The organism is Desulfotruncus alcoholivorax DSM 16058, from assembly GCF_000430885.1.
In the GTDB taxonomy this organism is placed as follows: domain Bacteria; phylum Bacillota; class Desulfotomaculia; order Desulfotomaculales; family Desulfallaceae; genus Desulfotruncus; species Desulfotruncus alcoholivorax.
In genome coordinates this window covers 1-26,013 of the sequence record NZ_AUMW01000025.1, presented here as the reverse complement: position 1 = coordinate 26,013, position 26,013 = coordinate 1, and the positions used below count along the sequence as shown (strand labels likewise).

The 26,013-nt window shown below is 48.9% G+C and carries 27 protein-coding genes; 8 read left to right on the top strand and 19 right to left on the bottom strand.

Translation table 11 applies throughout. The features are described from left to right. Positions 1 to 315: 315 nt before the first annotated feature. The 4 genes from H569_RS0112700 to cysK form a co-directional block, all read right to left on the bottom strand. Positions 316 to 1,926, bottom strand: coding sequence for a putative polysaccharide biosynthesis protein (locus H569_RS0112700; RefSeq protein ID WP_027365306.1), 1,611 nt, complete (start codon positions 1,924 to 1,926; stop codon positions 316 to 318). A gap of 279 nt (positions 1,927 to 2,205) precedes the next feature. Then, complete coding sequence (locus tag H569_RS20300) at positions 2,206 to 2,748, bottom strand: methylated-DNA--[protein]-cysteine S-methyltransferase (protein WP_051273639.1); 543 nt, start codon at positions 2,746 to 2,748, stop codon at positions 2,206 to 2,208. A gap of 20 nt (positions 2,749 to 2,768) precedes the next feature. Beyond that, a complete protein-coding gene (locus H569_RS0112690) occupies positions 2,769 to 3,662 on the bottom strand; it encodes a DMT family transporter (protein ID WP_027365305.1) in 894 nt (297 codons plus the stop codon). Positions 3,663 to 3,807: 145 nt separating this feature from the next. Beyond that, on the bottom strand, positions 3,808 to 4,731 hold the full coding sequence (gene cysK, locus H569_RS0112685; RefSeq protein ID WP_027365304.1) for a cysteine synthase A: 924 nt from the start codon (positions 4,729 to 4,731) through the stop codon (positions 3,808 to 3,810). Positions 4,732 to 4,921: 190 nt separating this feature from the next. Here cysK and H569_RS22590 point away from each other — a divergent pair, with 190 nt between their 5' ends. Together H569_RS22590 and H569_RS0112675 are read left to right on the top strand one after the other, a co-directional pair. Continuing rightward, positions 4,922 to 5,074, top strand: a complete 153-nt coding sequence (locus tag H569_RS22590; RefSeq protein WP_157833532.1) for a hypothetical protein — start codon at positions 4,922 to 4,924, stop codon at positions 5,072 to 5,074. A gap of 37 nt (positions 5,075 to 5,111) precedes the next feature. After that, positions 5,112 to 5,291, top strand: coding sequence for a hypothetical protein (locus H569_RS0112675; RefSeq protein WP_027365303.1), 180 nt, complete (start codon positions 5,112 to 5,114; stop codon positions 5,289 to 5,291). A gap of 198 nt (positions 5,292 to 5,489) precedes the next feature. Here the strand turns inward: H569_RS0112675 and groL are convergent, their stop codons facing one another. The 3 genes from groL to H569_RS0112660 all read right to left on the bottom strand — a co-directional run bounded on the left by groL (position 5,490) and on the right by H569_RS0112660 (position 8,272). Next, complete coding sequence (gene groL, locus H569_RS0112670) at positions 5,490 to 7,127, bottom strand: chaperonin GroEL (protein WP_027365302.1); 1,638 nt, start codon at positions 7,125 to 7,127, stop codon at positions 5,490 to 5,492. 55 nt (positions 7,128 to 7,182) lie between these two features. Continuing rightward, positions 7,183 to 7,467 carry a co-chaperone GroES gene (groES, locus tag H569_RS0112665; protein ID WP_027365301.1) on the bottom strand — a complete coding sequence of 95 codons (285 nt, stop codon included), beginning with the start codon at positions 7,465 to 7,467 and terminating at the stop codon, positions 7,183 to 7,185. Between the two features lie 316 nt (positions 7,468 to 7,783). Further along, positions 7,784 to 8,272 carry a MogA/MoaB family molybdenum cofactor biosynthesis protein gene (locus H569_RS0112660; protein WP_027365300.1) on the bottom strand — a complete coding sequence of 163 codons (489 nt, stop codon included), beginning with the start codon at positions 8,270 to 8,272 and terminating at the stop codon, positions 7,784 to 7,786. Positions 8,273 to 8,399: 127 nt separating this feature from the next. Between H569_RS0112660 and fdhD the strand changes: the two genes are divergently transcribed. Continuing rightward, entirely contained in the window at positions 8,400 to 9,179 is a 780-nt protein-coding gene (gene fdhD / locus H569_RS0112655) for a formate dehydrogenase accessory sulfurtransferase FdhD (RefSeq protein ID WP_027365299.1), read from the top strand. On the opposite strand, the gene H569_RS0112650 is transcribed toward fdhD, so the two are convergent. The 4 genes from H569_RS0112650 to H569_RS0112635 form a co-directional block, all read right to left on the bottom strand. After that, positions 9,176 to 11,107 (bottom strand): molybdopterin biosynthesis protein, encoded by a 1,932-nt coding sequence (locus tag H569_RS0112650; RefSeq protein WP_034630567.1) that lies wholly within the window; start codon positions 11,105 to 11,107, stop codon positions 9,176 to 9,178. The two genes, fdhD and H569_RS0112650, sit on opposite strands and share 4 nt — an antisense overlap. A gap of 15 nt (positions 11,108 to 11,122) precedes the next feature. After that, positions 11,123 to 12,361: a molybdopterin molybdotransferase MoeA gene (locus tag H569_RS0112645; RefSeq protein ID WP_034630564.1), complete on the bottom strand. Its 1,239-nt coding sequence runs from the start codon at positions 12,359 to 12,361 to the stop codon at positions 11,123 to 11,125. Between the two features lie 11 nt (positions 12,362 to 12,372). Continuing rightward, on the bottom strand, positions 12,373 to 12,552 hold the full coding sequence (locus H569_RS0112640; protein WP_027365296.1) for a hypothetical protein: 180 nt from the start codon (positions 12,550 to 12,552) through the stop codon (positions 12,373 to 12,375). Between the two features lie 101 nt (positions 12,553 to 12,653). Beyond that, on the bottom strand, positions 12,654 to 12,965 hold the full coding sequence (locus H569_RS0112635) for a MoaD/ThiS family protein (RefSeq protein ID WP_238492549.1): 312 nt from the start codon (positions 12,963 to 12,965) through the stop codon (positions 12,654 to 12,656). A gap of 242 nt (positions 12,966 to 13,207) precedes the next feature. On the opposite strand from H569_RS0112635, the gene H569_RS0112625 reads away from it, so the two are divergent. Continuing rightward, positions 13,208 to 14,323 (top strand): coiled-coil domain-containing protein, encoded by a 1,116-nt coding sequence (locus tag H569_RS0112625; protein WP_027365293.1) that lies wholly within the window; start codon positions 13,208 to 13,210, stop codon positions 14,321 to 14,323. Here the strand turns inward: H569_RS0112625 and H569_RS0112620 are convergent. Together H569_RS0112620 and H569_RS0112615 are read right to left on the bottom strand one after the other, a co-directional pair. Next, on the bottom strand, positions 14,320 to 16,308 hold the full coding sequence (locus H569_RS0112620; protein WP_238492557.1) for a molybdopterin-containing oxidoreductase family protein: 1,989 nt from the start codon (positions 16,306 to 16,308) through the stop codon (positions 14,320 to 14,322). The two genes, H569_RS0112625 and H569_RS0112620, sit on opposite strands and share 4 nt — an antisense overlap. Positions 16,309 to 16,313: 5 nt before the next feature. Beyond that, on the bottom strand, positions 16,314 to 17,075 hold the full coding sequence (locus H569_RS0112615) for a YkgJ family cysteine cluster protein (protein ID WP_027365291.1): 762 nt from the start codon (positions 17,073 to 17,075) through the stop codon (positions 16,314 to 16,316). A gap of 239 nt (positions 17,076 to 17,314) precedes the next feature. Here H569_RS0112615 and H569_RS0112610 point away from each other — a divergent pair, with 239 nt between their 5' ends. Both H569_RS0112610 and H569_RS0112605 read left to right on the top strand, forming a co-directional pair. Next, on the top strand, positions 17,315 to 17,692 hold the full coding sequence (locus H569_RS0112610; RefSeq protein ID WP_027365290.1) for a hypothetical protein: 378 nt from the start codon (positions 17,315 to 17,317) through the stop codon (positions 17,690 to 17,692). A 157-nt stretch (positions 17,693 to 17,849) separates the two neighbouring features. Next, positions 17,850 to 18,473, top strand: a complete 624-nt coding sequence (locus tag H569_RS0112605; RefSeq protein ID WP_027365289.1) for a GNAT family N-acetyltransferase — start codon at positions 17,850 to 17,852, stop codon at positions 18,471 to 18,473. Between the two features lie 297 nt (positions 18,474 to 18,770). Here H569_RS0112605 and H569_RS0112600 read toward each other — a convergent pair whose 3' ends face one another. The 3 genes from H569_RS0112600 to H569_RS0112590 form a co-directional block, all read right to left on the bottom strand. Next, complete coding sequence (locus H569_RS0112600) at positions 18,771 to 19,493, bottom strand: amino acid ABC transporter ATP-binding protein (RefSeq protein ID WP_027365288.1); 723 nt, start codon at positions 19,491 to 19,493, stop codon at positions 18,771 to 18,773. After that, positions 19,486 to 20,196, bottom strand: a complete 711-nt coding sequence (locus tag H569_RS0112595) for an amino acid ABC transporter permease (protein WP_027365287.1) — start codon at positions 20,194 to 20,196, stop codon at positions 19,486 to 19,488. Before H569_RS0112595 ends, H569_RS0112600 begins: the two co-directional genes overlap by 8 nt. 79 nt (positions 20,197 to 20,275) lie before the next feature. After that, positions 20,276 to 21,109, bottom strand: coding sequence for a basic amino acid ABC transporter substrate-binding protein (locus H569_RS0112590; protein WP_027365286.1), 834 nt, complete (start codon positions 21,107 to 21,109; stop codon positions 20,276 to 20,278). 140 nt (positions 21,110 to 21,249) lie between these two features. Between H569_RS0112590 and H569_RS20295 the strand changes: the two genes are divergently transcribed. Continuing rightward, on the top strand, positions 21,250 to 22,242 hold the full coding sequence (locus tag H569_RS20295; RefSeq protein ID WP_309294788.1) for a DMT family transporter: 993 nt from the start codon (positions 21,250 to 21,252) through the stop codon (positions 22,240 to 22,242). Positions 22,243 to 22,414: 172 nt separating this feature from the next. Here the strand turns inward: H569_RS20295 and H569_RS0112580 are convergent, their stop codons facing one another. The 3 genes from H569_RS0112580 to H569_RS0112575 all read right to left on the bottom strand — a co-directional run bounded on the left by H569_RS0112580 (position 22,415) and on the right by H569_RS0112575 (position 23,462). Next, positions 22,415 to 22,696, bottom strand: a complete 282-nt coding sequence (locus H569_RS0112580; RefSeq protein ID WP_027365285.1) for a DUF503 domain-containing protein — start codon at positions 22,694 to 22,696, stop codon at positions 22,415 to 22,417. Positions 22,697 to 22,758: 62 nt separating this feature from the next. After that, entirely contained in the window at positions 22,759 to 22,980 is a 222-nt protein-coding gene (locus H569_RS22585; protein WP_157833531.1) for a hypothetical protein, read from the bottom strand. A gap of 131 nt (positions 22,981 to 23,111) precedes the next feature. Further along, positions 23,112 to 23,462: a hypothetical protein gene (locus tag H569_RS0112575; protein WP_027365284.1), complete on the bottom strand. Its 351-nt coding sequence runs from the start codon at positions 23,460 to 23,462 to the stop codon at positions 23,112 to 23,114. A 390-nt stretch (positions 23,463 to 23,852) separates the two neighbouring features. Here H569_RS0112575 and cooS point away from each other — a divergent pair, with 390 nt between their 5' ends. After that, complete coding sequence (gene cooS / locus H569_RS0112570) at positions 23,853 to 25,874, top strand: anaerobic carbon-monoxide dehydrogenase catalytic subunit (RefSeq protein WP_027365283.1); 2,022 nt, start codon at positions 23,853 to 23,855, stop codon at positions 25,872 to 25,874. Positions 25,875 to 26,013 lie beyond the last annotated feature (139 nt).

Here is a 26,013-nt window from a genome sequence, read left to right as displayed (position 1 = left end):
AATCTCCCGACTGCCGCGAACCCGCAGTCAAACAGTTGCAATTACAACACCCCAAATGACCTTAACTCGACCGGTAGGCATCCCTTACGACCATATCACAATCCCAATAGACTGCTATATAGCCTGACGGAACACATATCGATCTTACCGCCGGCCAATAACGGGCTTTTAACCCGCTATTAACCTTTGGCCGTCCACTGCAGAGCCTCACTTGAGACCCTGCCGCGAACTTGGTTCGACTATTACGAACCCGTTGTTTGTATTATTACCGTAAATACAATTAATATGTTGGTAAATGTTTGAGAAATTGATATTTTAACCTTTTCCTATTTTCTCCAGTAACAAAGCGGCCCTGGTCCCAATAACCGGTAATCTTCGCACATCATCGGCCAAAACACCCCCCAGCGCCACCAGCGCAACCGGATAAACCACCGCCCCGGCTATTACCGCAAATAAAGTGGGCCAGTTGTTGCCGCCAATTTGTATTTCCGCTGAGCGGTATACAGCAAGAACGACGGCGGACATGGCAATGGCGGCCAGGCCGGGGCGGAAAACCGTCCTGCTGAAATTAAAGCTGAAGCCAACCATTCCGGCTATGGCCACGAGATTAAGCATGGAAGACACGATAAATATGACCACTGTTCCGAATGCTGCAGCCCGTATACCCAGCGGGGTCGGGGTAAAGTAATAAGTTATGGCCAGCTTAATAATAATACCGATAATTAAATTGCGCACCGGGATAATGGCCTTGCCCATACCCTGGAGCGCTCCCGCTGTAACCAGATGCACCGACCAGAAAACGACCGCTGAAGACAGAGCCGCCAGCGGCACACCGGCAGATTTTTCGGCAAACACCAGCTGGGTTAATTGGCCGGCCAGCAGGCACAGGCCCGCTGCCGACGGAAGGGCAAAGACAATTGCTATCCTGACAGCCTGGGATACCTGGTTTTTGATGCGATCATAATTTTTTACAGCAAAATTTTCCGTAATTGCCGGAACGATACTTGCCCCCATGGAAAGGGCCAGAGCAATGGAAATATTGATAAAAGACATGGCCATCTGATTAAACTGGCCGTACTGGGCTATGGCCTGCTCATGGGAATAACCGACCAACTGCAGCCGGTCAACAATTAATTTGTGATCAATTATTGCTGTAATTGACATGGCTACACTGGCAAAAGAAATGGGCAGCGCGGTGCTAAAAATCTTTTTTAGCAAAGACAGCGTGTTTTCCCTGGCGCCTGAAAAATCCTTTTGCTCCAATTCCAGCAGTTCCCGCCTTTGCATGCGATAAAGCAATGCCAGCATTAACGTAGCCGAAACGGCGCCCGGCACAGCGCCCAGGTTGGCCCCGGCTGCAGCTATGGCCAGACCCCTGGGCAAAAGCAGGTAACTAAAAAGTAAAGTTGCCGCCACCAGCATCGTTTGATCGATTAGCTGTGAGTAAGCAACCGCCCGCATATTTTGCAGTCCTTGAAAAAGCCCCCGGTAGGCCGCGGTAACGGCGGCAAAAAAAATAACGGGGGCAATGGCCCTCATTCCAAGGAAGGCATCGGGATTGGGAACCAGGCCGCTTCTGATCAGCCAACCGGCACCGGCAAACAGCAATAGCGAAAAGACCAGCCCCAGAATAAGCATCGTTGTTCTGGCCATACGAAACGCCCGCAATGCATCCCGGTAATGCCCCATAGCTATTTTTTCCGACACGACAGTTGCCACCGCTACCGGTATCCCGGCGGATGAAATTGTAAAAAACAAGAAGTAAAATTGATTGGGCACGGCGTATATACCCAGTCCCACATCACCCAGCATCCTGCCCAGCGGGACACGGTAAACCGCACCCAGGATTCTGATCACCAGCCAGGATACGGTCAATATGAGTGTGCCCTGCAACACTGTCTGCTTATTTAAAGGATTTTTGGACATGTTCCTGCTGCTCCCGAATATATTCCTCTTCCTAATAAGGATAACCTAAATTAGCGTTTATTACCGTCTACCTAACAAAATTGTGGTTGAGGGCCGTGGTCCCCTCCGCGCGCTGCGCTATTTCCCTTACAATTATTGGGTACATTCCTCAGGCTCTAAAGCATGACCCAATAGATGAGGTGTATCCCCTTTCATCTGTAACGAGCGTATCGAAGCAATCTCGTGCCGCATTTGGCGGCATGGTGGTCTACCCGGAAAAAACTTTTACTTTCCCCTTACCTAGATTTGGGGCAGCGTGTATTTTCCAGTCGTGCCCGGAACCAGACCTTCCAGGGCCAGCAGGCGTGATTTCCATTGCAGGCCGCTGCCGAACCCTCCCGGTGTCCCGTCACTGTAAATGACCCGGTGACATGGGATAATGATCAGAATCCTGTTTGAGCCCAGCGCCCCTCCCACCGCCCTGTTGGCACGCGGGTACCCGGCCAGGTTGGCCACCTGCCCGTAGGAGAGCACTGTGCCGTATGGAATGTCCCTGACCACATTTAAAATTTTTTGCCGAAATGGAGTAAACACAGACCAGTCAACAGGAACGTCAAATTTCACCGGTTCGCCTTCAAAATAGCGCTGCAGCAGTTGCTCCAATCCGGAGAAACCCGTCTGCTCCAGGGAGTCCATGCTCGAATAACTATTGATTCCCAATGCTGCCAGGCTCTTCATACTTGCCTCCTTTGTTTCGGCAGGCAAAGTCAAAGCCGCCAGGCCTTTTTTGCTAAAGGCCCCGCTTAGCCAACCCGCAGCAGTATGTACTGTAAAAGCATGCATCTGTTTACCCCCTGCAAAAACTAGTTGACGCTGCTTTTTTGATTCCGGGCGTTGGATTGAATAAAAATCACCAACCCGGCAATGATAATCAGCCCGCCGGCCAACTGTGATAAAGTAGGCACCTGGGCAAAGATAAAATAAGCCAGCATGGTCGCGCCAACGGGCTCTCCCAGAATGCTTACCGAAACCACCGCACCTTTGACGTAACGAAAAGCCCAGTTAAAAACAGTATGTCCCATGATTGTAGGGATCAGGGCCGCCAGGAAGAACATCAGCCACGTGTTGGGCGTGTAATTTGACAAAGGCAACCCGTAAGCCAATACAGCCAGCAGCAGCGCAGCAGCCGATACAGAATACACAATAACAATATAGGGCAATAATGACAGGTGATTTCTAAGCCCGCGACCCACCAGCATATAACCCGAAACGGTTATGGCTCCTATTACGGCCAATATGTCCCCGTAAAGGGCTTGACCCCCAATACGAAAGTCACTGACACCAATAACCAGGCAGCCGGCCAGCGCCAGAGCCGCACCCACCAACCCGCTGGGACTGATTTTTTCCTTATAAAATAAGTATCCTCCGGTAATAACAAACAGCGGGTGCATGTTGACCAGCACAGTTGAACTGGCGATGGTGGTGTAATTAAGCGACGTTATCCAGGCGGCAAAATGCAATGCCAGCATAAACCCCGAAAGGCATGCCATGACCACATCCCGGCGCTTCATAGAGCGGAGTTCCGCCCAACCGGTGGCCAGTGTAACCGGTGCCAGCATTAAAACTGTTAATCCAATTCTGTAAAAAGCTATTACCAGCGACGGCGCGTCTGCCGCCTTGGCCAAAATAGACCCGAAAGATACCGCTACTACGCCGGTAATAACTGCAAGGTAGGGGTTTATTTTTGGTTGTGACATTCTGTTGCAGTTCCCTCTTCCATCAGTTAATCGGTTGGCGGGATTCCCTCAAGCACCCCGCACAAATTTCCCAACCGTCATTGTGGTGAGCGCGGCGAAGCAATCTCAATGGCTAGGCATTATTTAAGGGCATACCGCCACGTTTTCAATACTGAAACAATTCGGTGGAAAGGTATCTTTCTCCTGTATCCGGGAAGATTGTAACGATCACACGGTCCCTGTTTTCGGCACGGCCGGCCAGTTCCAGCGCCGCAAAAGCCGCGGCGCCCGACGATATGCCCACCAGCAGCCCCTCTTCCCCGGCCAGCCGCCTTGCTGTTGCAATAGCGGCATCACTTTTGACCTGCAACACTTCATCAAGAATGTCCATGTTTAATACCCCGGGGACAAAACCGGCACCAATGCCCTGAATTTTATGTGGTCCCGGCTTTCCGCCGGATAAGACGGGAGATTCAGCCGGTTCCACCGCTATTACCCGCAAGCGGGGGTTTTTTTCTTTCAGAACTTCACCCACCCCGGTAATGGTGCCACCCGTACCTACACCGGCAACCAGCACATCAACCCGCCCCCCTGTATCCCGCCAGATTTCCTCAGCAGTGGTACGGCGGTGAATTGCGGGATTGGCGGGATTGTCAAATTGGCCCGGAATAACGGCCCCCGGTATTTCCCCGGCCAGTGCCTCAGCCCGCCGGATTGCCCCCGGTATACCTTCAGCACCGGGGGTTAAAACCACTTCGGCCCCGAATGCTTTCAGGAGGTTGCGCCTTTCCACACTCATGGTATCAGGCATAGTAATAATACACCTGTATCCCCTGGCGGCACAGATTAGTGCCAGGCCAATGCCGGTGTTACCGCTGGTGGGTTCGATGACCACGCTGCCGGCGTGCAGAATGCCGCTTTTTTCTGCATGCTCGATCATTGACAGGGCCACTCTGTCCTTGATACTGCCGCCAGGATTATAGTTTTCCAATTTGGCCAGGACACGTCCAGGCAACCCCTTACCCATACGCTTCAATTCAAATAGCGGGGTATTTCCGATTAATTGTTTGATATCACTGGTTAACAACATCCAATCCCACCTAATCCTGATTCTAAAAAGATATTATTAACTTTACCATTGGCTGGTATACATGTCAATTGCACCAAGGGTATTGCTGTTTTGGCGGCAAAACCGGCAATATATGTATCCACAACCGAAGCAATACAGTTTATGATAAATATGGGGCATTAGCATCAAAATAGTTGAAAAGGGCATTACAATGCCAGGTGACCGTTTAGATCAAATTCAAAATGTTCTGGCCGAACTCATTCGCATGGTAGGCAATACTAATGCTGCAGTTGAAGAATTACGTGCTGATTTTACTGAGCTAAAGACCGATGTGGCTGAGCTAAAAAACAATGTTGCAGTTTGAAAACAGACGTTGCTGAGCAAAGACCAGCCAGCAGAGATTGCAAAAAAACCAACAAATTCTACTGGAAAACCAGCAGGCACTTGAAAAAGAAATTATTAACTTCAAAGAGGAAACCATGCAGAAATTCAACTCTATTGATATTGGCATCGAGTACTTGGCCAACAAGCTGATTAAACATGACATGCAGCTTTTTGAATATAACAGATTGGCAAAGTAACTACTACTCTCTAAACAAATTATTTATCTTTTCTAGTTGAAAGTATAATGGCTATTAAAAAAGTTTCAAAAAAAGTAAAAAAAGACTTCCTCTGATGGGAAGTCTTTTACAGTGTTAATCATTTTTATATGGGAAAATTGTGGGCATATAGCATTTGCCTATTCTGATTTTTTGATAAGACTGTGGTTAAAAGTTATATTACATCATGCCGCCCATGCCGCCCATGCCGGGAGGCATGCCGCCGCCCATGCCTTTTTCCGGTTCCGGTTTTTCCGCCACCAGGGTTTCGGTGGTCAGGATCATAGCCGCGATGCTGGCAGCGTTTTGCAGCGCAGAGCGGGTCACTTTGGCCGGGTCGACGATACCGGCATCGATCATGTTTACGTATTCGCCTGTCAGAGCGTTGAAGCCTACGCCCGGATCGACAACTTTAACCTTTTCAACCACAACCGAGCCTTCCATACCGGCGTTGCTGGCAATCTGGCGCAGCGGCTCTTCCAGTGCCCGGCGGACGATATCGATACCGACTTTTTCGTCCATGTTTTCGGAAGAAAGATCGTTTAACGAGTTGATGGCCTGCACGTATGCCACGCCGCCGCCGGATACGATACCTTCTTCAACAGCCGCGCGGGTAGCGTTGAGAGCGTCCTCAATGCGGAGCTTCTTCTCTTTCATTTCGGTTTCAGTGGCAGCACCCACCTGGATCACAGCCACGCCGCCGGCCAACTTGGCCAGGCGCTCCTGCAGTTTTTCGCGATCGAAATCGGAAGTGGTTTCTTCAATTTGTTTCTTAATTTGAGCAACTCTGGCTGTAATATCGTCGGCTTTACCGGCGCCACCCACGATAATGGTTTCCTCTTTCTTAATGCGAACCTTGGAAGCACGGCCCAGCATGCTGAGATCAGTCTTTTCAAGTTTGAGGCCCACTTCTTCGGAAATAACAGTGCCACCGGTGAGAATAGCGATATCCTGCAGCATGGCTTTACGGCGGTCGCCAAAACCGGGAGCCTTAACGGCAACACAGGTAAAGGTACCGCGCAGCTTATTCAGTACCAGGGTAGCCAGGGCTTCGCCTTCCACGTCTTCGGCAATGATCAACATCGCTCTGCCGGATTGCACGACTTTTTCGAGAACAGGCAGAATGTCGGCAACAGCGGAGATCTTGCGGTCAGTAATCAAAATAAATGGATCATCCAAATTGGCTTCCATTTTATCGGTATCGGTAATCATGTACGGGGATATGTAACCCCGGTCGAAATTCATACCTTCCACTACTTCCAGGGTGGTCCCGATACCTTTGGATTCTTCAACGGTGATAACGCCGTCCTTGCCAACCTTTTCCATTGCATCGGCAATCAGGTTACCGATGGAGCTGTCGTTGGCGGAGATGGAAGCAACCTGGGCGATAGCTGATTTGCTTTCAACAGTTTTGGCGGAACCTTTAATGGCGTCAACGGCTTTTTCCACAGCCAGCTCAATACCGCGCTTAATAATCATGGGATTGGCGCCGGCCGCCACGTTTTTTAAACCTTCACGAACGATAGCCTGGGCCAGGACGGTTGCCGTGGTTGTTCCGTCACCGGCTACGTCGTTGGTCTTGGTGGCAACTTCTTTAACCAGCTGGGCACCCATGTTTTCAAATGGGTCTTCCAGTTCAATTTCCCTGGCTATGGTAACCCCGTCATTAGTAATCATCGGGGAACCGAACTTTTTCTCCAAAACCACGTTGCGGCCTTTGGGGCCAAGGGTAACTTTAACAGCTTCGGCTAAGGCATTTACGCCTTTTTCAAGCTTTTTCCTGGCATCTTCACGGAAAATAATTTCTTTACCTGCCAATTGTCTTACCTCCTTCTATGATCATAGAATTTTAATCTAATTTTGCATTTAGGTTTTATTCAATAACACCTAGAATGTCCATTTCACGCAGAATCAAGTATTCTACATCATCAATTTTAACTTCATTGCCTGCGTATTTGGAGAACAGAATCTTGTCCCCAACCTTGAGGTCAATGGGTACGCGCTGGCCGTTGTCAAGCAGCCTGCCGGAACCAACGGCTACAACTTCACCTTGCTGCGGTTTTTCTTTTGCCGTGTCAGGCAAAACGATTCCACTTTTAGTAACTTCTTCGCTGGGTACTTGTTTAACAACAACTCTGTCCCCTAAAGGTCTGATCACAAAAACCCCTCCTTTGATTTTTAAAATAATTTTATTATTGAGCGGTTTTAATCTGTTAGCACTCATTAGAGTTGAGTGCTAACATCCAAGTAATATAATATAGAACGAGCAAAACAAAAGCAAGCGCTTTTTTAAAAAAAATAGTCCAAATCTTGTTTAAAAAGGACAATTTATTTTACTCTAGCTTTTGATTTCTCCTTCTATATTTTTCTTGCTTAAATATAACCCTCAACTTTATTTCTAGAAATATTTTCCCCCCGGGATAATTTAAATATACATATAAATCTTCCGCAATTGCCAAATTTTAAAAAAGGTCTCAAGACGCGCATTCACCGGCCCGGCCGGTTAGAATTTCCAACCCGTGGGGCAATGCCGGCATAATCGCCTCCAGGCACTCCCGCACACCCCGGGGACTGCCGGGAAGGTTGACAATTAAGGTGCTGTTCCTCACACCTGCCACTGCCCTGGACAACATAGCCCGGTTGGTTTTTTTCAAACTTTCCATACGCATGGCCTCCGGCAGGCCAGGGACCTCCTTTTGAATCACGGCAAGTGTAGCCTCAGGTGTATTATCCCGCGGACTTAAGCCTGTACCTCCGGTCGTTAGAATTAAATCGTGCTTGCCGTGGTCAACCAGGTCGATCAAGGTTTCCACGATGGTATCATAATCATCAGGCACCACTCTGTAATCACCAACGGCCCAGCCCTGTTGTTCAACCAGTTCCCTAATTACAGCGGCGCTGCCGTCCTCCCGCTCACCCCTGGAACCACTGTCACTCATTGTTAAAATGGCAACTTTAAACACCACTTCCACCTCCCCAGAGAGGGGGCCGCCCCTCCCTGTTATTGATCAATAAATTTTTGGAATTACTTGCACTGTATTTCAACGCTCGGTTAAAATAAAAATCAAATAAAGCGCAGGAGGAAAGGCATTGAACGATAGAAAGATCATTACTGTTGAAAAAATATTAGGGTCAAGTCGCGACTTGAAAGAAGATCTGGTGGTGCGTGAAACGGCCATCACCCTGTACGTTAACGAAATTGAAATGGTTACCATGATCTGTACACCAACTCACCTGCGCGAGCTTTGCCTGGGATTTCTGTTTGCCGAAAGTATGATCGACTCTGCCAACGATGTTGCCGGTTTTGAATACAATGAAAACGACGGCCTGGCCTGGGTTGAAACCGCAAAACCAGTCAACATCCAAAATAATTTTCTTAAAAGGCACATCGCGTCCTGCTGCGGCCGGGGCAGAGCATCCTTTTATTTTATTAACGACCTGGATATCAGGCCAATTACTTCGGAAGCACATATGCAAACGGCTGAAATCTTTGCCCTGCGCAGCGAAACAGAACGCAGGTCTGAATTGTTTGCCGCTACCGGGGGCGCCCACGGCGCCGCACTGGGTTACAAAGGCGATGTAATTGCTTTTTTTGAAGATGTCGGCCGGCATAACGCTTTGGACAAAATAGCCGGGTGGTGCTTGCTGCACGGCATCAATACCGGTGATAAACAACTGGTATTTTCCGGAAGGGTGTCTTCTGAGATTGTGCTAAAAACGGCCCGGCTGGGCGTACCAGTGATTATTTCGCGCTCCGCACCCACCGACCTGGCCCTGGAACTGGCCGGGCAGCTAAACGTCACCGTGGTTGGCTTCGCCCGTGGAAACAGGATGAACATTTACACCGCAGGGCAAAGGATCACAGTTTAGCTCCCGCTTTTAAACATTATCTTGCCGCAATCTCTTAGATCATAGCCACCCAGGGATAAAACATCTTTTTGAAACTGTGGTTCAGCCATAACTTCCAGCAATCTTTGAATATAAGGGGTATTGAAGTATTCGCCCAGTATGCACAGGTCATACCGCTCTTCCACCACCGGCACGAAATCCAGCCCCAGCGCCAACGCCGCCGCCCTGATACCCATCCCGGCATCAGCCGACCCGGAGGCCACCGCGGCCGCCACCGCCATATGCGTATATTCCTCCCTGTCGTACCCCTGGATATCGCCGGGGTCAATACCCTTTTGTTTTAATTTGTAATCAAAAAGTATCCGCGTGCCTGCGCCACGCTGCCTGTTAATATAGTTAAGCCCCTTGGCAGCCAAATCGCCAACCCCACGGATTTGATGTGGATTACCGGGGGCCACGATGAGCCCCTGCTCCCTGTGCACCAGATTCACCAAAACCACGGGCAGGCCGGCCAGAAACCTGTTTATATATGAAACATTATATTCCCCGGTCTCCTCGTCCAAAAGGTGGGTTCCGGCGCAATGAGCCTCGCACCGCTTCAGGGCATTTAACCCGCCCAGGCTGCCCACGTGAGCAGAAGACAGCGTGGCATTGGGAAACTTTTTGCGCAGGTGGTTGGCCAAAACATCCAAAGCGATATCATGGCTGCCGATGATGACAGTGGTTTCATTGATCTCTTCCAGGGGGCGCATCAATTCCACCCGCACCGTCTGACCGGCCTTAAATCCTTCGGACAAGCCGGGGACTCTGAGCATGCCATCAGCCCGGACCATCGACATAATTACCCCGGCCCCCCTGGAAATAGGCGTGCAAACAATTTTTTCACCCACCTTGCCGAGTTTTACGCGAATAAATTCCTCGGTTCCCATGGGCGAAACAATTTTACGAGAGACGATGGCTTCAATTTTTTCCCTCCGGGGCGGTACAGCACCCAGTTTGGCATATACAACGGGCTTAACGAATAGATCCGCCGCCAGCACCGCTGAAACGGGGAAGCCCGGCACTCCCACCACGGGCTTGTTTTGAATTTCGCCCAAAACAACGGGCTTGCCCGGCTTAATGGCAACTCCATGGGTCAGCACCCGGCCCAAGTCGGCAATTAACCGGGCGGTAAAATCCTCCCTGCCGGCCGATGAACCGGCATTAATTAAAACGATGTCGCACTCCTCAACCGCTTTTTGCAGTCTCTCCTTCAGAGCACCATAGTTGTCGGCGGTAATTTCCAGCCGTACCGGGCTGCCGCCCCATTCAGCCACCATTGCGCCAAGAACCCTGGTATTGTACTCAATAATATCCCCGGGTTTAAGCTCAGCCCCCGGCTGCACCAGTTCAGTGCCAGTAGGCATCAGCCCGACTTTGGGCTTGGGGTGGACCGCGATTTCCGTCACCCCCCCGGCCAGAATGCCGCCCAGATCAAAAGAACGCAACCGGTGGTTGGCCGGGACAATCATTTCCGTGGCCACCACATCCTCGCCAATTTCCCGCACATGCTGCCAGGGCACCGCCCCTGAGGTGATTTCAAAGTTTTTTTCATCAATAAAGTGGACATCTTCAATCATAATTACTGCATCGCAACCCTGGGGAACGGGATCGCCGGTATCTACAATGACGGCGTTTTCACCCAAAGTAAGCAGTTTTGGCGTTGCCTCCGAGGCACCGAAGGTATCCAGCGCTCGTACCGCCACCCCGTCCATGGCCGAGGCATGATAGTGCGGTGAAGAAATTCGCGCAAATACGGGAGTTGCAGTTACCCGTCCCGCCGCTTCCTCTACCGGAACTATTTCGCTTTCACCGGGGTCCAGCGCCCCCTTGTCAGCCAGGTGGGCCAAGTATTCTTCCAGCGCCTGTTGTAGGGGCTTGTCCTCCAGGTAAACGTCCCGCTTATTCATTATTTCACTCCGTTTCTAGATAAGTTTGACCTCAACGTACTCTCCGGCCTCAACGCCTTCTTTCTCCGCGGGTATGCGCGCCAGCCCGTCGGCCTGGACCATCGTGCTGATCAGTCCGGATTTGCCAAGTATAGGTTCTGCCACGATAATCTCTCCGTCTTTATAGAGCCTGACTCTGAGGTAATCTTCCCTGCCGGCGGCCGACCGCATGTTCCTGGCTATGCGGGCTCGCACGGGAAATTCCAGCGGGTTGTTCAGGTAAGTTCCATATTTAAGCAGTGGTGTAACCAGCAGATCGAAAACCACCATAGCTGAAACAGGGTGCCCCGGCAGCCCGAAGACCGGCTTGCCGTCCACCACCGCCCCCACCGTGGGTTTACCGGGTTTGATGGAAATTCCGTGAAACAAAACGCCTGGAGAGCCCAGGCTGTCAATTACTTTATATGCCACATCGCGCACACCCACCGAACTACCCCCTGACAGCAGCACAATGTCACACTCCGATAACGCCTGGCCGACTTTGTCCAGAAGCAGTTCATAGCTGTCCCTGACGATACCGTAAATGCGGGGTTTTGCCCCATTGGCGGCAGCTTGGCCATAGAGCGCGTAGGAGTTGATGTCCCGCACCTGGCCGGGCGCCGGGCGGCAGCCCGGCTCAACAACTTCATCACCGGTGGAAATTATGCCCACTTTGGCCTGCAGGACAACAGCAACTTCGGTAAGGCCCACGGATGACAGCAGGCCAAGGTCCTGCGGGCGGATAACCTGCCCGGCCGAAAGCACCCGGGCGCCCGGCGGGATATCCTCCCCACAGCGAACCACATTATCACCCGGCGCCACCGGCCTGGTCACACCAATGGTTCGGCCATCCAATTCCTCGGTGTATTCCACCATCACGACTGCATCAGCACCGGGCGGCAGCATCCCTCCGGTGGGTATGCGCCAGGCCTGGCCCGTCCCGACATTGCCCACTGCCTCCCGCCCCATCAGCACTTCACCTGTTACATCCAGGTAAGCAGGCAGGCTTTCGGAAGCGCCAAAGGTATCCCGGGCCCGGACCGCAAAACCATCCATGGTAGACCTGTCAAAGCCGGGTACGGCGTCCAGCGCACTTACATCCTCGGCCAGTCGCCGGCCCAGGGCTTCCAATAATGATACTTTTTCACTGCCACCTGTAATAATATACCTGCCCATGATAGTTTTTGCCTCTTCAACCGTACGGGCCTGAAACAGGTCCTGGAATAGTTCGGCCATATCCATCCCCCCTAGAAACAACCCAGCTCGCAAGCAAATATTTTAATTTTTAGTTCGTCGGCAGCCTGGCCCACTTGCCTTGGGGAAACCCCCAAATCCGCGGCCAGTTTTCTGGCGGCGGTACAGCTTAATTTTCCTTCCGGCGCCGCCTCTCTAAGCGCCTGTTTTATTGCTTCTGTTTTATTTTGCAAACGATCTCACTCCCTGGTTATATTAATGACCTCCCCAAGCGTTCTGCTTTGCAAAGCATATTGCTTTCAAAAAAATATCCTTTTCTCATAATCAGCACAAGCTATTTTTGTTCAGCCTTATCGGCAGGATTGACCAGTCCTAAAATAACCCGGTAAGGTCCGGGCGTTCCGGGCGGAACGAAGGCAACCCTGTCGCCGGGGCAAACGGTGCGGTCAAGCGGCCCGGCGTGGCCGTTAATAAACACTCCCTCTATTTTATCCCGGGGCAACTCCAGCTTTTCCGCCAGTTCCAAAGCGCTGCATGCACCATCCAGCTCAAACATCACCGGAAAAGGCCACCCGCGCCGGTCAAAAATTTCTTTAATGAAAGAAAAGCCCCTGACCTCAACCATACTGCCGCCGCCGCTGCTCACATCAATCACTCCCCTGTTAAACCTTTTTTAATTATTATAGCATGTTTGAAAAAATCCCCCAAAAAATCTTAATTTTTGTTCTGATAAGGCAAATTAAAGGGAAAAAACACCAGATTGGGGGTAATGGAATTTATAAGCGCCGGTCAAAGCGGCTGGCGCGTTTTTGTCCAGGCAGGAATAACCAGGCAAGGTTAGAATTATTAACACAAAGCGGTAATTAAACAAGTGGGTGAGTGAGTGAATTGTCCATGGATCAAAGGCATAGACAGCAGGTTGGCATTATACTGCTGTTTATTTTTATAGCCACCTTTACAACTGCGCAAATCCCGGCGACAGGCAGCCAGGCCAAAAGCCCCGTTTCTGATTTACAGGATAAAGAAAATCAAATTTTGGCTGAATTAATCACCATCAACCAAAAAATTGAAACCATGCAAAAAGAAAAAGATGCTCTGGAAAAGAGGCTTGCCGCCAATCAACAAAAAGCTGCCAGGGCAAAAGCAGATCTTGACGTGGTTAAAGCCGATTTACAGGAACAGACCCGCAAGTTGGGACAAATGGTATCCTTCATTTACCAATTCGGTTACGTCAGTTTACTTGACGTTTTCCTGTCCGCTGCTGATTTTGACGACTTTACCAACAGGTTATTTTTGATATCGGCAATAGTCGACCGCTACGCTCAAATGCGCGATCAAACTGAAAAACTTAAAAACAAAACCGAGAGCAAGCTCCAAGAGATCAATAAAATAAATGCTTTAATAGCCGCCGACCGTAAAAAAATACTACAGTCAATTACCCTGCTGCAAAAGACAAAAAACGAGCGGTCCGGTTTTCTGGCCCAAATAAAAAGACAGTCGGCCGGACTGGCGGCCAGGATCACCCTCTCCGCAGAATGCTGGTCGAGAGCCAACGCCACCATAACCGGCGCACTGGAAAAGCTCAGCTCATTGCCGCCGGAAGAGTTTATGCCCGATAAAATAAGCTTCAAACTAGGAGGGCTTCAGGTGGAATTCAATGAAAACACCTTGAATTCCAAAATGAATCGGGGCGACACTTTGTATAAAACCCCTGTGCATATAAATATCGAGCCCAAGCAAACAGTTTTTTCCGGATTTCTCGTTGATACCGGAACCAGTTTTAAAGTTACAGGCGATTTCAAAACAGTCAAGGGAGGAAGGGAAATCCTTTTTGTTCCCCGCTCGTTCAGCTTCGGTGAAACAACCATCGAAGGAAATTTATTAAGCTATATTTATCAAAACAATTTTTTAAAGTGGGATATAACCAGAAATTTACCAAATTATTATGTGGCAGGTATTGCCACCGACAGTAATAAAATAGAAATATCGTTCAGGCTGATTTAATTCTTAACCACCCGGCAGCGGCAATCGTAGTAGCATGACCCGTCTCCCAGGTCGGATACTATGTCTGGGGTGAGAACATTCACCCCGCCGCCCCGGCTGATCCAGCGCCCTTGAAATACGCTTATTACTCCCGGGCTGATATCGCTGTTAAACTTGACAATGCCCTGCAGCCGCCCACCGGGGGACTCAACCCATACACTTTCACCTTCGTTAAGTCCCATCATAGCTCCTGCCTCCGGATGCATCTCCACTTCGGGAAGCCGGGCCAGGCTCTCCCCGGATTCCAGGTTCCAAAACTGAGAGTGCGTAAAGTCGCGGTGATGCGGCGTTATCAGGCAATAAGGGTACTTTTCCCGGTCTTCCCCGTCAGAGGCCGGCTGCCGGTAAACCGGCAGCGGTTCCAACCCCATTTCTATAGCCCGGCTGGAATACAGCTCGTATTTGCCGCTGGGAGTGGCAAATACCCTGTTTTCCCAGGCCACTTTGGGGGCCAGCGGGTTGCGCACCGGGCCCCGGCGCAGCGTGTCAATGGTTATGCCCAATTCCGCCGCGGGGGCCAGCGCCCGCCGGAGCCATTGCTCCGGCTGCAAATCGCCGAATATTGAAAGCAGCCCGAGGCGCCGGGCCAGCCCGGTAAAAATACTGAGTTCCGACCTACATTCACCCAATGGTTCAATAACCGCCGGGGTATAGTTGGCATAGTTGTTCCAGGAGGAAATTACTATATCTTCATCTTCGAGAAAAGTGGTGCACGGCAGCACCAAATCCGCCCCGGCGGCGGTATCGGTCATAAAAAAGTCGATTACGACCACAAAACCGGCGGCCTGAAAAGCCTGCCGGGCCAGATTGGTATTTGGCAGCTGATTGACTGGATTGGAGCGGGTGACAACAATACTGCGCACCGGCGGGTCCCGGGCTTCCAGGATGTGGCGGGCCAGCGCGGGCCAGGGGAACAACCGCCTTGCTTGCGCATATTCCTTACCCGACAGGTCGGCAAAAAACTGCTTCCAATGTCTCTGCACATAGTTAGCCCCGCCCCCGGGTATCCCTATATTGCCCGTGATGGCAGCCAGGGCGTCAATACAGCGGACGGTGCGGCCGGAGTTGGCATAGCGCTGCATTCCATAACCGAATAGGATCGCTGAAGGCCCGTGCATGGCGTAACGCCTGGCCAAACTCTCAATTTCAGCGCCACTGATGCCGCAAATGGCGGCAGCCCTTTCCGGTTTAAATTCGCGCACGGATGAGGCAAATTCCTGATAGCCGTGCACATGTTCAGCGACAAAAGCATGGTCTACCAGGTCTTCCGAAATTATTACGCTGGCCATAGCCAGAGCCAGGGCCCCGTCGGTGCCGGGCCGCGGTGAAATATGCCTCAGGCCGGGGATACCGGCACGCACGCGCACCGGATTAATGGAGATAATTTCAGCCCCGCCGGCCGCAGCCCGCCGCAGGTGCCCAAGCAGGTGCGGGTTCGTGCGGGCGGGGTCACGCCCCCACAGGAGAATGGTGCTTGAATTGAGCAAATCTTCCCATTCATGCATCTGTAAGGCACCGAAGTCCAGCAGTTGGGCGGCATAACCGCTGCCCCAGCAAAGGCTGCCCTGCGGCTCGGTAACGCCCCCGTAAATGTTAAAAAAGCGTGATCCCAGACCACGTAAAATGCCGTTGGAGCCGCTGGCATCATGATGCAAAACAGCGGTGGAACCATATCGTTCTTTAATGCTTGTCAATTTGCCGGCCCAAAGATCCAAGGCGTCATCCCAGCTTATGCGTTTCCAAACACCGTTCCTGCGCGCCAGCGGGTATAGGATGCGGTCGGGGCTGTATAACCTGTCCAGGAGCTTTTTAGCCTTGATGCAAATCTTACCCTTGGTAAGAGGGTGACCGGGGTCACCTTTAATGGCTGTTACACGGCCGTTTTCAGTATCTACCAACAGACCGCAAGACGAGTAGCAATCCAGCGGGCAGGAAGAGCGGTACACTTTTTTCAATTATCAAACACCTCGTCCCTGACGGTTATCGACTTGCGCAGGTCAAAACCCGAGGCCAGCCACCTAAAACCAAATTTTAATAGTTCCAGATCGTCATTTTTTATCTTTTCCACTGTTTCCGAAGAGATATCGAAAATTTTTATAAAACTGCCGTCAAAAACATACCTGCGGAACTTGTCCAAATCGTAGCAGGTTATAAAAAACATCTCCATAATATGCTGGTCTAAACTCGGCAGCCCAGTCAGCTTCAGCCCCGCGGGTATTTCTTCGAACCCGCTTTCCAACTCTGCATACCCCTCATTGCCCTGGTTCTTCATCCATTCCTCCACAGTCCATTCCTTTTCTTCCAGCAGGCCGCGGCAGTGGTCGCTGTCAAAGGCAAACCCGTACCTGTTCTCTCCCCTGATTTCCACAGGAGCCATGCGGCAGGACCAGGGCCTCTCTTCATATATTGAGCACCCCTGCCCGGTGACAAAAGGGCAAGCCAAGCCCGCATCATCCCGCATTTTGATCAAAACTACGGGAAAACCGGTACCCCTGGCCTGCAGCCTGGTTGTATAACGTTCCAGAAAAACACTGGTGGAAAGCCCCAGCTTTTTACTCATGCGCAGTACATCGTACGGTGATAAAAAGATATTTATATCTCTGCAACAACGGTTAAAACACTCCAGCTTGGAATGACACAGGAATCTGAACCTGCCGTCGCCGGTAAACTCTGTATGCCTGCCCTGCACGGTTGATTTCCGGCCGATGATCATCACCCCCGATATTCCCACCTGTTATATTTTATCATAACATAGAGATAGTACGTTCAGTTAAATATCTCTACCTCCGATCGTTTTTTCCCTAACCTGTCACACAACTTGCCGACAGCCTCACGGCAGTTTTCAACGAAAACTTGTTCTTAGCTGAGTAAAGTGTATAAACAATAAGAAAAATATAGAAACAATAATTGAAGCATGCTAAAATTACTTAAATCTATCAAAGGAGAACGGCTATGGTTGGAATGGTAAGACATTTTGGCATAGGTTTATTAGTCTACGACGACATTATTGACTGGGAGAATTATGAAACAAAAGTTGACCCGGTCATGAAAGAAGAATATGAATTTGAAGGTGTTAAGAAAAAGGTTTATGAAGTAATATTAGTTCCAGTGGATAGGCCTTATGTGGGCATAATATTGCCAAGCTTATGGGGTAAAATACGTTCGGCGGGACGCGGGGGGCACGAACTTAACTTAGATGAAATTGACCCCAGAAGCATAGGGGTAAGCGTCTATGCTCTGGACACAGCTGCAAAGATTTTAAATAAAATCTCTACCAGGCCGATCAGACTGAAGGAGCTTAAACTGCGTTTTTATGAATACTGGGTATAGTACTGAAAATTTTTAATATAAACACTTAATTTCCAGCTATTGATAGTTCCGCTAAACAGCAGCTATAATATCCTAAGTGGACACCCCTCCGCGTTTGGGGTCGGAGGAATATAACACCGAATGGCCCCGGGATTATACCGCTAGGAGGTGATTGAAGATGCAACAATATGCCCTTGAAACACCCCAGGGTACTGTATATATTGAAGGTCCTTGCCCCGGCGATTATCTGGCGGAGCTGACCATGAACGATAAGCTTACCAACTTTCGACCACCGGAAAAACAAAAAGACGCCTTAATTATGATAGCTGAAATGCCTGTTGGTATGATTTATATAGCTCGCCATGAAAAGGAGATTGCCGGTTATGTAACCTTTCACCCTTCTGATGAAAGCTCACGGTGGATTAAACACCCGCGTGTACTTGAATTGGGCGGTATTGAAATAAGTTCTGACTGGCGCAGAATGAAGCTCGCCGAAAATCTGTTAAAAGTTAGCTTTCAAAACCCGGAGCTGGAAAATTATATTGTTATTACTATGGAAATGTGCTGGCACTGGGATACCCGTAATACCAAACTGGACATATGGGCCTACCAGCGGGTTTTGACCAATCTTTTCGGATCGGTCGGTATGCAGCGTACACCCACAGATGACCCAGACATTATTGAACATCCAGCCAACGTATTAATGGCCCGTATTGGCAAGAATGTATCTAAAAGTGATATTGAGCTTTTTGAAAGCATGAAGTTTCAAAGAATTTACAACAATGCAATTAATTTTTTATAGATTTTATAAACACTGCGCCCTATTCGGGCGCAAAGTCACACCTGTCGTTTACTGAAAATTTGCCTGGTTTCAAATTTTATAAATATTAATTACCGGTATCCGGCGCTCCGGTGGTTCGTTATTCAGGTCAAACGGGCGGACAGGGTCGTCCGCCCCTACTATTACCTATCTTCACAAATCTTCCAAAGTAAGCACGTTTACTGAGTGACCTTCGACCTTTGATTTTCGACCTTGGACTGAATAGTTAAAAAATAAAAAGCGTAACGCCATTTGTTACGCCTTCCGATAGGTAAAATATTATAGTATCTTACTTAGGAACAACTTGGTCCTATCATTACGAGGGCTGCCAAAAACTTGGTCCGGGGTACCTTCCTCCACCAGCCGTCCTTCGTCCATAAATATTACCCGGTCTCCCACTTCCCGGGCAAAACCCATTTCATGAGTCACAACCACCATAGTCATCCCTTCCCTGGCCAGGTCCTTCATAACAGATAGCACTTCACCAACCATTTCCGGGTCCAAGGCGGAGGTAGGCTCGTCAAAGAGCATCACTTTGGGGTGCATGGCCAGTGCCCTGGCGATGGCAACCCGCTGCTGCTGCCCGCCTGAAAGCTGGTCCGGGTAAACATCGGTCTTATCCGACAGGCCGACTTTATTTAGCAAGTCCCGGGCGGTTTTTTCAGCATCTTCCCGGGAGAGATTCTTCACTTTCATTGGCGCCAATGTGATGTTCTCCAACGCTGTTTTATGGGGGAAAAGATTAAAGCGCTGGAACACCATACCGACGTCCTGTCTTACACTATTGATGTTGGTTTTTTTATCGAGTAAATTAACCCCGTCAATCCAGATTTCACCCGAGGTAGGTTGTTCCAGCATGTTAATACAGCGTAAAAAGGTGCTTTTTCCGGAACCACTGGGGCCAATAACGCAAACTACTTCCTGGAGGGCAACCCGGCAGTTAACGTCCTTCAAAACTTCCAGTTTACCGAAGTTTTTATACAGATTCTTAACTTCAATCACCGGTTTTCAACCTCCTCTCCAGGTAATCAATATAACGGGAAAGCGTAAAAGTTATTACCAGGTAAAAAATCGCCACGGTGATATAAATGGCAAAAGCTTCATAAGTCCTGGCCACTACCAGCATACCGCTCTTGGTTAATTCAATAATCCCTATGACGGACAGCAGTGAGGTATCCTTTAACATGGCTATAAATTCATTGCCCAGAGGCGGAATTACCCTTTTGACAGCCTGGGGCAGTATAATATAACGCATGGCCTGGCCGTGGGTCATGCCCAGAGAGCGCGCGGCTTCCATTTGCCCCTTTTCGATGGATTGAACACCGGCCCTGAATATTTCTGCAATATAGGCGCCGCTGTTAATACTGCAGGCGATAACGGCGGCGATAAGCCTGGGCATGGCGTAATTATGAATTAACTGGGGCATCCCAAAGGTATTCATCAGAAATTCCTGGCTGTCCTGAAGTAATACCGGAATGCCGTAATAAACAAGTAAAATTTGAACCAGCAGCGGGGTGCCGCGGAAAAAGTCCACATAGGCCGTGGCAAGCAGCCGTAGCCACCGCTTGCCGGATAACCGGGAAAGAGCCGCCACCATGCCGATAATGCACCCGATGCCAACCGAACCCAGAGTTATTATCAGCGTCAATTCCAGTCCCTTGAATAACAAGGGTAAACTTTGAATAGCAACGTCCAAAAAATTCACCCTCTCGACGATTAAGGAAAATATGCGTAATACGAAACCGTATTACGCATATCCTCCAAGCTACTTAATTTTGAAGATTTTAGCTTTGGGGTTCGCCTGGCAAATCCGCAGGGGGATCGACGGAGAACCATTTTTTATAAATTTCAGCGTATTTGCCGTTCTCTTTCAAAGTCTTCAGGGCAGCATTAACTTTTTCAAGCACTTCGGGCTTTTGCTTGGGAATGGCAATGCCATAGTATTCGCTTGTCCTGAGGTCACCCACTATTTTAACCTGATCGTTGCCCTGGGCAATATAATAGGCTGTGACAGGGAAGTCATTGACAACAGCATCCAAGGCGCCGTTGGTCAGGTCCATAAATGCTCCGTCAATGGTGTCGAAGGAAACAACCTGGGCATTGGGAACCTTGCTGGCTTCTATTTCACCGGTCGTACCGGTTTGAACACCAATTTTCTTGCCTTCAAGGTCATCAAAACCTTTGATGTCCTTATTGTCGACCTTAACAGCCGTGGCCAAGCCGGACTTGTAGTAAGGAACGCTAAAGTTAACCTTTTGTTTTCTTTCATCGGTAATACTCATGGCAGAAATGGCACCGTCAATGGTAGCCGTTTCAAGGGCTGGAATGAGACCTTTGAAATCATAAGTTTTCATTTCAATATTCAGGCCGGATACTTCATTAATTGCATCGATCAGGTCAACGTCAAAACCAACCAGTTTTCCATTGGCATCGTAAGATTCAAAGGGCGCATAAGATGTGTCGGAACCAAAAACCAGGTTTTGTTTCTCCGGTGCAGCCTGCTTTTCGCCTTCACCCGCAGTCTCCTTGGCTTTCTCTCCGCCACCGCATCCGGCAACAACAACAGCAAATGCCAGCACGGTCAGCAAAACAAAACCAATTCTAAGCCACTTTTTCAAACATATTCTCCTCCTTCGTTAATTAAAATTCCAATTAAATTGTTAAAATTCGCTGAACAATGTAAAAATCCTGCTCGGGAATTTGCTTTTAATCATTAAAAGCCAACTTGCTTTCTCTGGCTTGACAGGGATATTACAGCATGGGAAAATTAATTGTCATACCTGTTTTGGTTATACGTTGGCCATGGCTTTTTGAAAGGACAAAACTAATGACAAACCAACTTAAAAAAAGACAGATCAAAGCTGACCTTGCCTTGTTATTTGTCGCCTTTTCCTGGGGTCTGACCTTCGTGGTAGTACAGGATGCTCTTTCCGGCATTGGTCCTTATTATTTTGTGGCCCTGCGTTTCCTGCTGGCTCTGGTTTTCCTGGCTGCCGTCTACCGGCGGCACCTTTTAAATATTAACTGGGGCACTTTAAAAACAGGCTTTTTTATCGGCTTGTTTTTATTCGGCGGTTATGCATTTCAAACGGTTGGCCTAAAATATACCGGGCCGGCCACCGCAGGCTTTATCACCGGGCTTGCGGTAGTGCTGGTTCCCCTGTTTACAGCACTTGCGTGCCGCCGCCTGCCCGGGGTATTTGTAATAATTGGGGTACTGTTCGCCACTTTTGGACTGGCTCTGTTGACCCTGCAGGGCAGCAGCTTTAAACTTGGTCTGGGGGATTTATTAATCTTCTTCTGCGCAATTTGTTTCGGGCTGCATATTATTATGGTTGGACGCTATGCCGGCAAACACGACCCTGTTTTGCTGGCCACCATCCAAATCGGCACTGTTTCAATAATCAGCTTTATGTTTGCCTTAAGGCTGGAAACAATACCCGGCCACTTTACCACGCCGGTCTGGACGGCTTTTATCATCACAGCCATTCCGGCAACTTCCCTGGCTTTTCTAATTCAAAATTCCGTGCAGCGCTATACCTCACCAACCCATACGGCCATTATTTTTACCATGGAACCGGTATTTGCGGCGATTACTGCACACATACTGGGGCGTGAAATGTTAACACTGGTACAGGCTGCAGGATGTATCCTCATTTTAGCAGGCATGCTGCTGGCCGAATTAAGGGGAGAATCACAGGAAGCCAATAACTTTAGCGCAGACATAATGCAAAGTTCAGCTACAAAATAAGATAAACCAACGTCGTTTCACTCCTCGCAATGACGTAGATCGAACGATGCAGCTTAAAAGGTAGTTACCATATATAATCAATGACATGGAATGAACAATATCGCTTTACAGGTAAATACCGTTATAATTTCACTTATTAAAAAAATGCCGGCACAAACGTACCAGCTTTTATTTATAACAGTTCTTTTTGAATTTCAATTATTTCAACACCACCGTGATTTTCAATGTAATTCACCACGCTGGATAGAATACTGTCCATATGGGATGTTTCCCCGCTAACCGCAGAAATTCCAATGGTTGAATGTTTCCAGCTATCCTGCCGGCCAACCTCGGCTACAGAGATATTAAACTTGTGCTTCAGCCTTTCCAGCAAACTTTTTAAAATTTTTCGTTTACCTTTTAATGAATTGGCCTCGCCCAAAAAAAGTTCCAGGGTCAGCACTCCCACAACCATCAGCAACCCCCCTGCCCAGTCAAAACAAAATCCCCCCATTGCAATGTCAACATTCTTGCTTATCAGGGAGGACAGATGACTCGGGTATTCCGTTTGATCGTATTCCAGGCCGCGATAATAAAGATAGCTTCCCCGGCACCCGAGATAACCAGTATCTCATCGGGCTTAATACCCCGGTAAAGACCTGCTATGGCATGCCTTAGTTCAGGGTTCCCCAGGGATCCGGTGTAGCCAAGACACAGGTTCTGAAAGGCGTCCCATGCTCCATCGCCTTCAAATGACAACAGATCCTTTAGTGTAATGGATTCACAATCTGAAGAGCACAAAAGATATGTCGAACTAAATTCATATCCGGCAAAATATCGCTCAAGTCTTAAACCGGCAAATTCAAATAATCCACGTCCCAATTAACAGGCTAAATAGAGTAGTCTAGATTTTTCATAAATTCATTGAACTCATTTTCTTTAACGTTTTTCCAACTCATTTTACCGGATTGCGAAACTCCGATAATCTGATAAATCACTTCTATTTCTTTAATATAAGGCGCCAGGTCAATTTTTTGGATACCACCGGGCACACCTTCCAAAAGAATAACCGGTTCCTCCAGGCTTCCTTCAATCCATTTACCTTCAAAGCTTTCGTAATTCTTCATATCCACCGGAGTTTTATTAAGCCAGTAAATATAAGTTTTCCTGGCTTCCCCCCCGCCGACAAGCAGGGTGAGGCGCAGGTGATCTTTATATAGAATACAAATTTTATTTAACATGAAACCCACCTATAAAGAAATGTGATATTTATCACTATTTTACAATTTGCCGTAATAAAAGTCAATCAATAAGGAAACGGCAAACTCTCATTAAATATAATCATTGTATGCAAAAAAAATTCCATTAGTGACAAATACCTCATTGTTATTGTGAAACGGTTTGGATTGGATTCTTTATGACTTTTATAATATGAAATTATGTTAAAAAAATAATTTGTGACAATAGCTCATAAATTTATGAGCTATTGCTCACTAAATCTTTGTTTTTAACATTTGATCATTACAGTATTTTTTTAGTATATTTAATCAAATATGGATAGGGGAAGGTGGTTAAAAAACTAACATTTTTTCGCTTACTAATTACTCATTCTATACAAGGAGGTCGAATTAATGCCAAGGTATAAAGACCCAAGCCTGACTTGCAGGCCATCCAGCAAGACACCGCGAGTGATTGACCCTAAAAACATCAAACGTACCGTTGACCCAGCGGCCCTGGAAATGATTGATGTAGCTAAAGAAAAAGGGATAATTACAGCTTTTGACCGGGTTGTGGCTCAGCAGCCACAATGTCAATTCGGCTATAAAGGGATCTGCTGTCGTTTTTGCATGATGGGTCCCTGCCGCATTAAAGCAGATGAAGGCCCTGCCAGCAGGGGTATTTGCGGCGCCAACGCATGGACCATCGTAGCCCGTAGCGTCGGTCTGATGATTCTTACCGGCTGTGCGTCCCACGCCCAACACGGTAACCATATATCCCACGTATTGCACATGATAGCTGACGGGCATGCCCCGGATTATGCTATCAAGGATGTGGATAAGCTCTTTAGGATTTGCCAAAAAGTTGGTATTGAAACCGAGGGCAAAGATAATGCCACATTGGCCAAAGAATTGTCAGAGCTGGCCCTGGCAGACTTTAAACGCCTCAAAGGTGAAGGTGAAGCAACCTGGATCACCAAGATGGTCACCAAGGAAAGAAATCAAAACTATAGAGAACGTAACGTAATGCCCCACGGCATTCATGCCACCATATCCGACTTGGTCACCCAGGCTCACGTAGGCATGGACAACGACCCGGTCAACCTGGTATTCAGTGCGGTGCGCGTCGGTCTGGCCGACTTGGCCGGCAAGTGGATCGCCACCGACCTTTCCGATATTATTTTCGGCACTCCCGAACCCGTGCTCAGCGAAGCAAATATGGGTGTGCTGGATCCCGCCAAGGTAAATATCATTCTACACGGCCATAACCCGCTGCTCAGCGAAATGATTGTGGCCGCAGCCCGTGAACTGGAAGATGAAGCCAAAGCCGCCGGGGCAGCAGGTATTCAGTTATCCGGCATCTGCTGCACCGGTAATGAAGTGCTAATGCGTCAGGGGGTGCCCCTGGTAACGTCATTCTCCTCCCAGGAACTGGCTATTTGCACCGGCGCCGTGGACTGCATGGTTGTAGACGTTCAGTGCATTATGCCTGGCCTGAATACCGTGGCCCAGTGCTTTGGCACCAGGCTAATTACCACTTCCGACATCGTTAAAAACCCCGGCACCATGCACATAGACTATCAGGAAGCAACGGCTATGGAAAATGCGCGGGAAGTAATTCGTGAAGGTATTGCTGCATATAAAGAACGCGGCAACCGGCCGGTGCATATCCCCAATGTAAAAAACAAGGTTGTTGCCGGCTGGAGTTTAGAAGCGATTTTGGAAGTATTTAAGTCGGTCAACCCGGATAAACCAATTAAAGTGCTTAACGATGCTATTTTAAGCGGCGAGCTCAAGGGCGTAATTCTGATGGCTGGCTGCAATAACCTTAAGACATTCCACGATCAAGCGCATTTGGAAATCACCAAGGCCATGCTGAAAAATGATGTGCTGGTTGTTTCCACGGGTTGCAACGCTCAGGCCTGTGCCAAGGCCGGGCTGATGGATCCCGACAAGGTTGATGAATACTGTGGCGAAGGACTAAAGAATTTCTACAAACGAATTAGCGCTAATGCCAATCTCAAGTATGGTTTACCGCCGGTTCTGCATATCGGTTCCTGCGTGGACAACTCGCGGGCAGCCGAACTATTGATGATGATGGCGGAAGACCTCGGTGTTGATACACCTAAAGTACCGTTTGTCGCCTCCGCTCCCGAGGCAATGAGTGGTAAAGCCACCAGTATCGGTACCTGGGCGGTAACAATCGGGCTGCCCACCCATGTTGGAACCATGCCGCCGGTGGAAGGCTGCGATCTGATTTACAGCATCCTTACCCAAATTGCAGGAGACGTATTCGGCGGTTACTTCATCCTCGAGCCCGATATTGATACATCGATTCAAAAACTGCTGGGCGCCCTGGAATATAGAACCTGGAAACTGGGCGTGCACCGCCGGGTAGCCGATGATCTGGAAACTGCTCTGTGTCAAAACTGGTAAAATACCACGAAAGGGAGGGAAATAGATTGGCCGAAGCCATTAATTTTGATCAAATTTTCGAAGGCGCCATAGAACCGGGCCAAGAGCCCAAGAAGCTGTTCAAAGAGGCCTACGAAGGGACCATTACCGCATTAAGCTA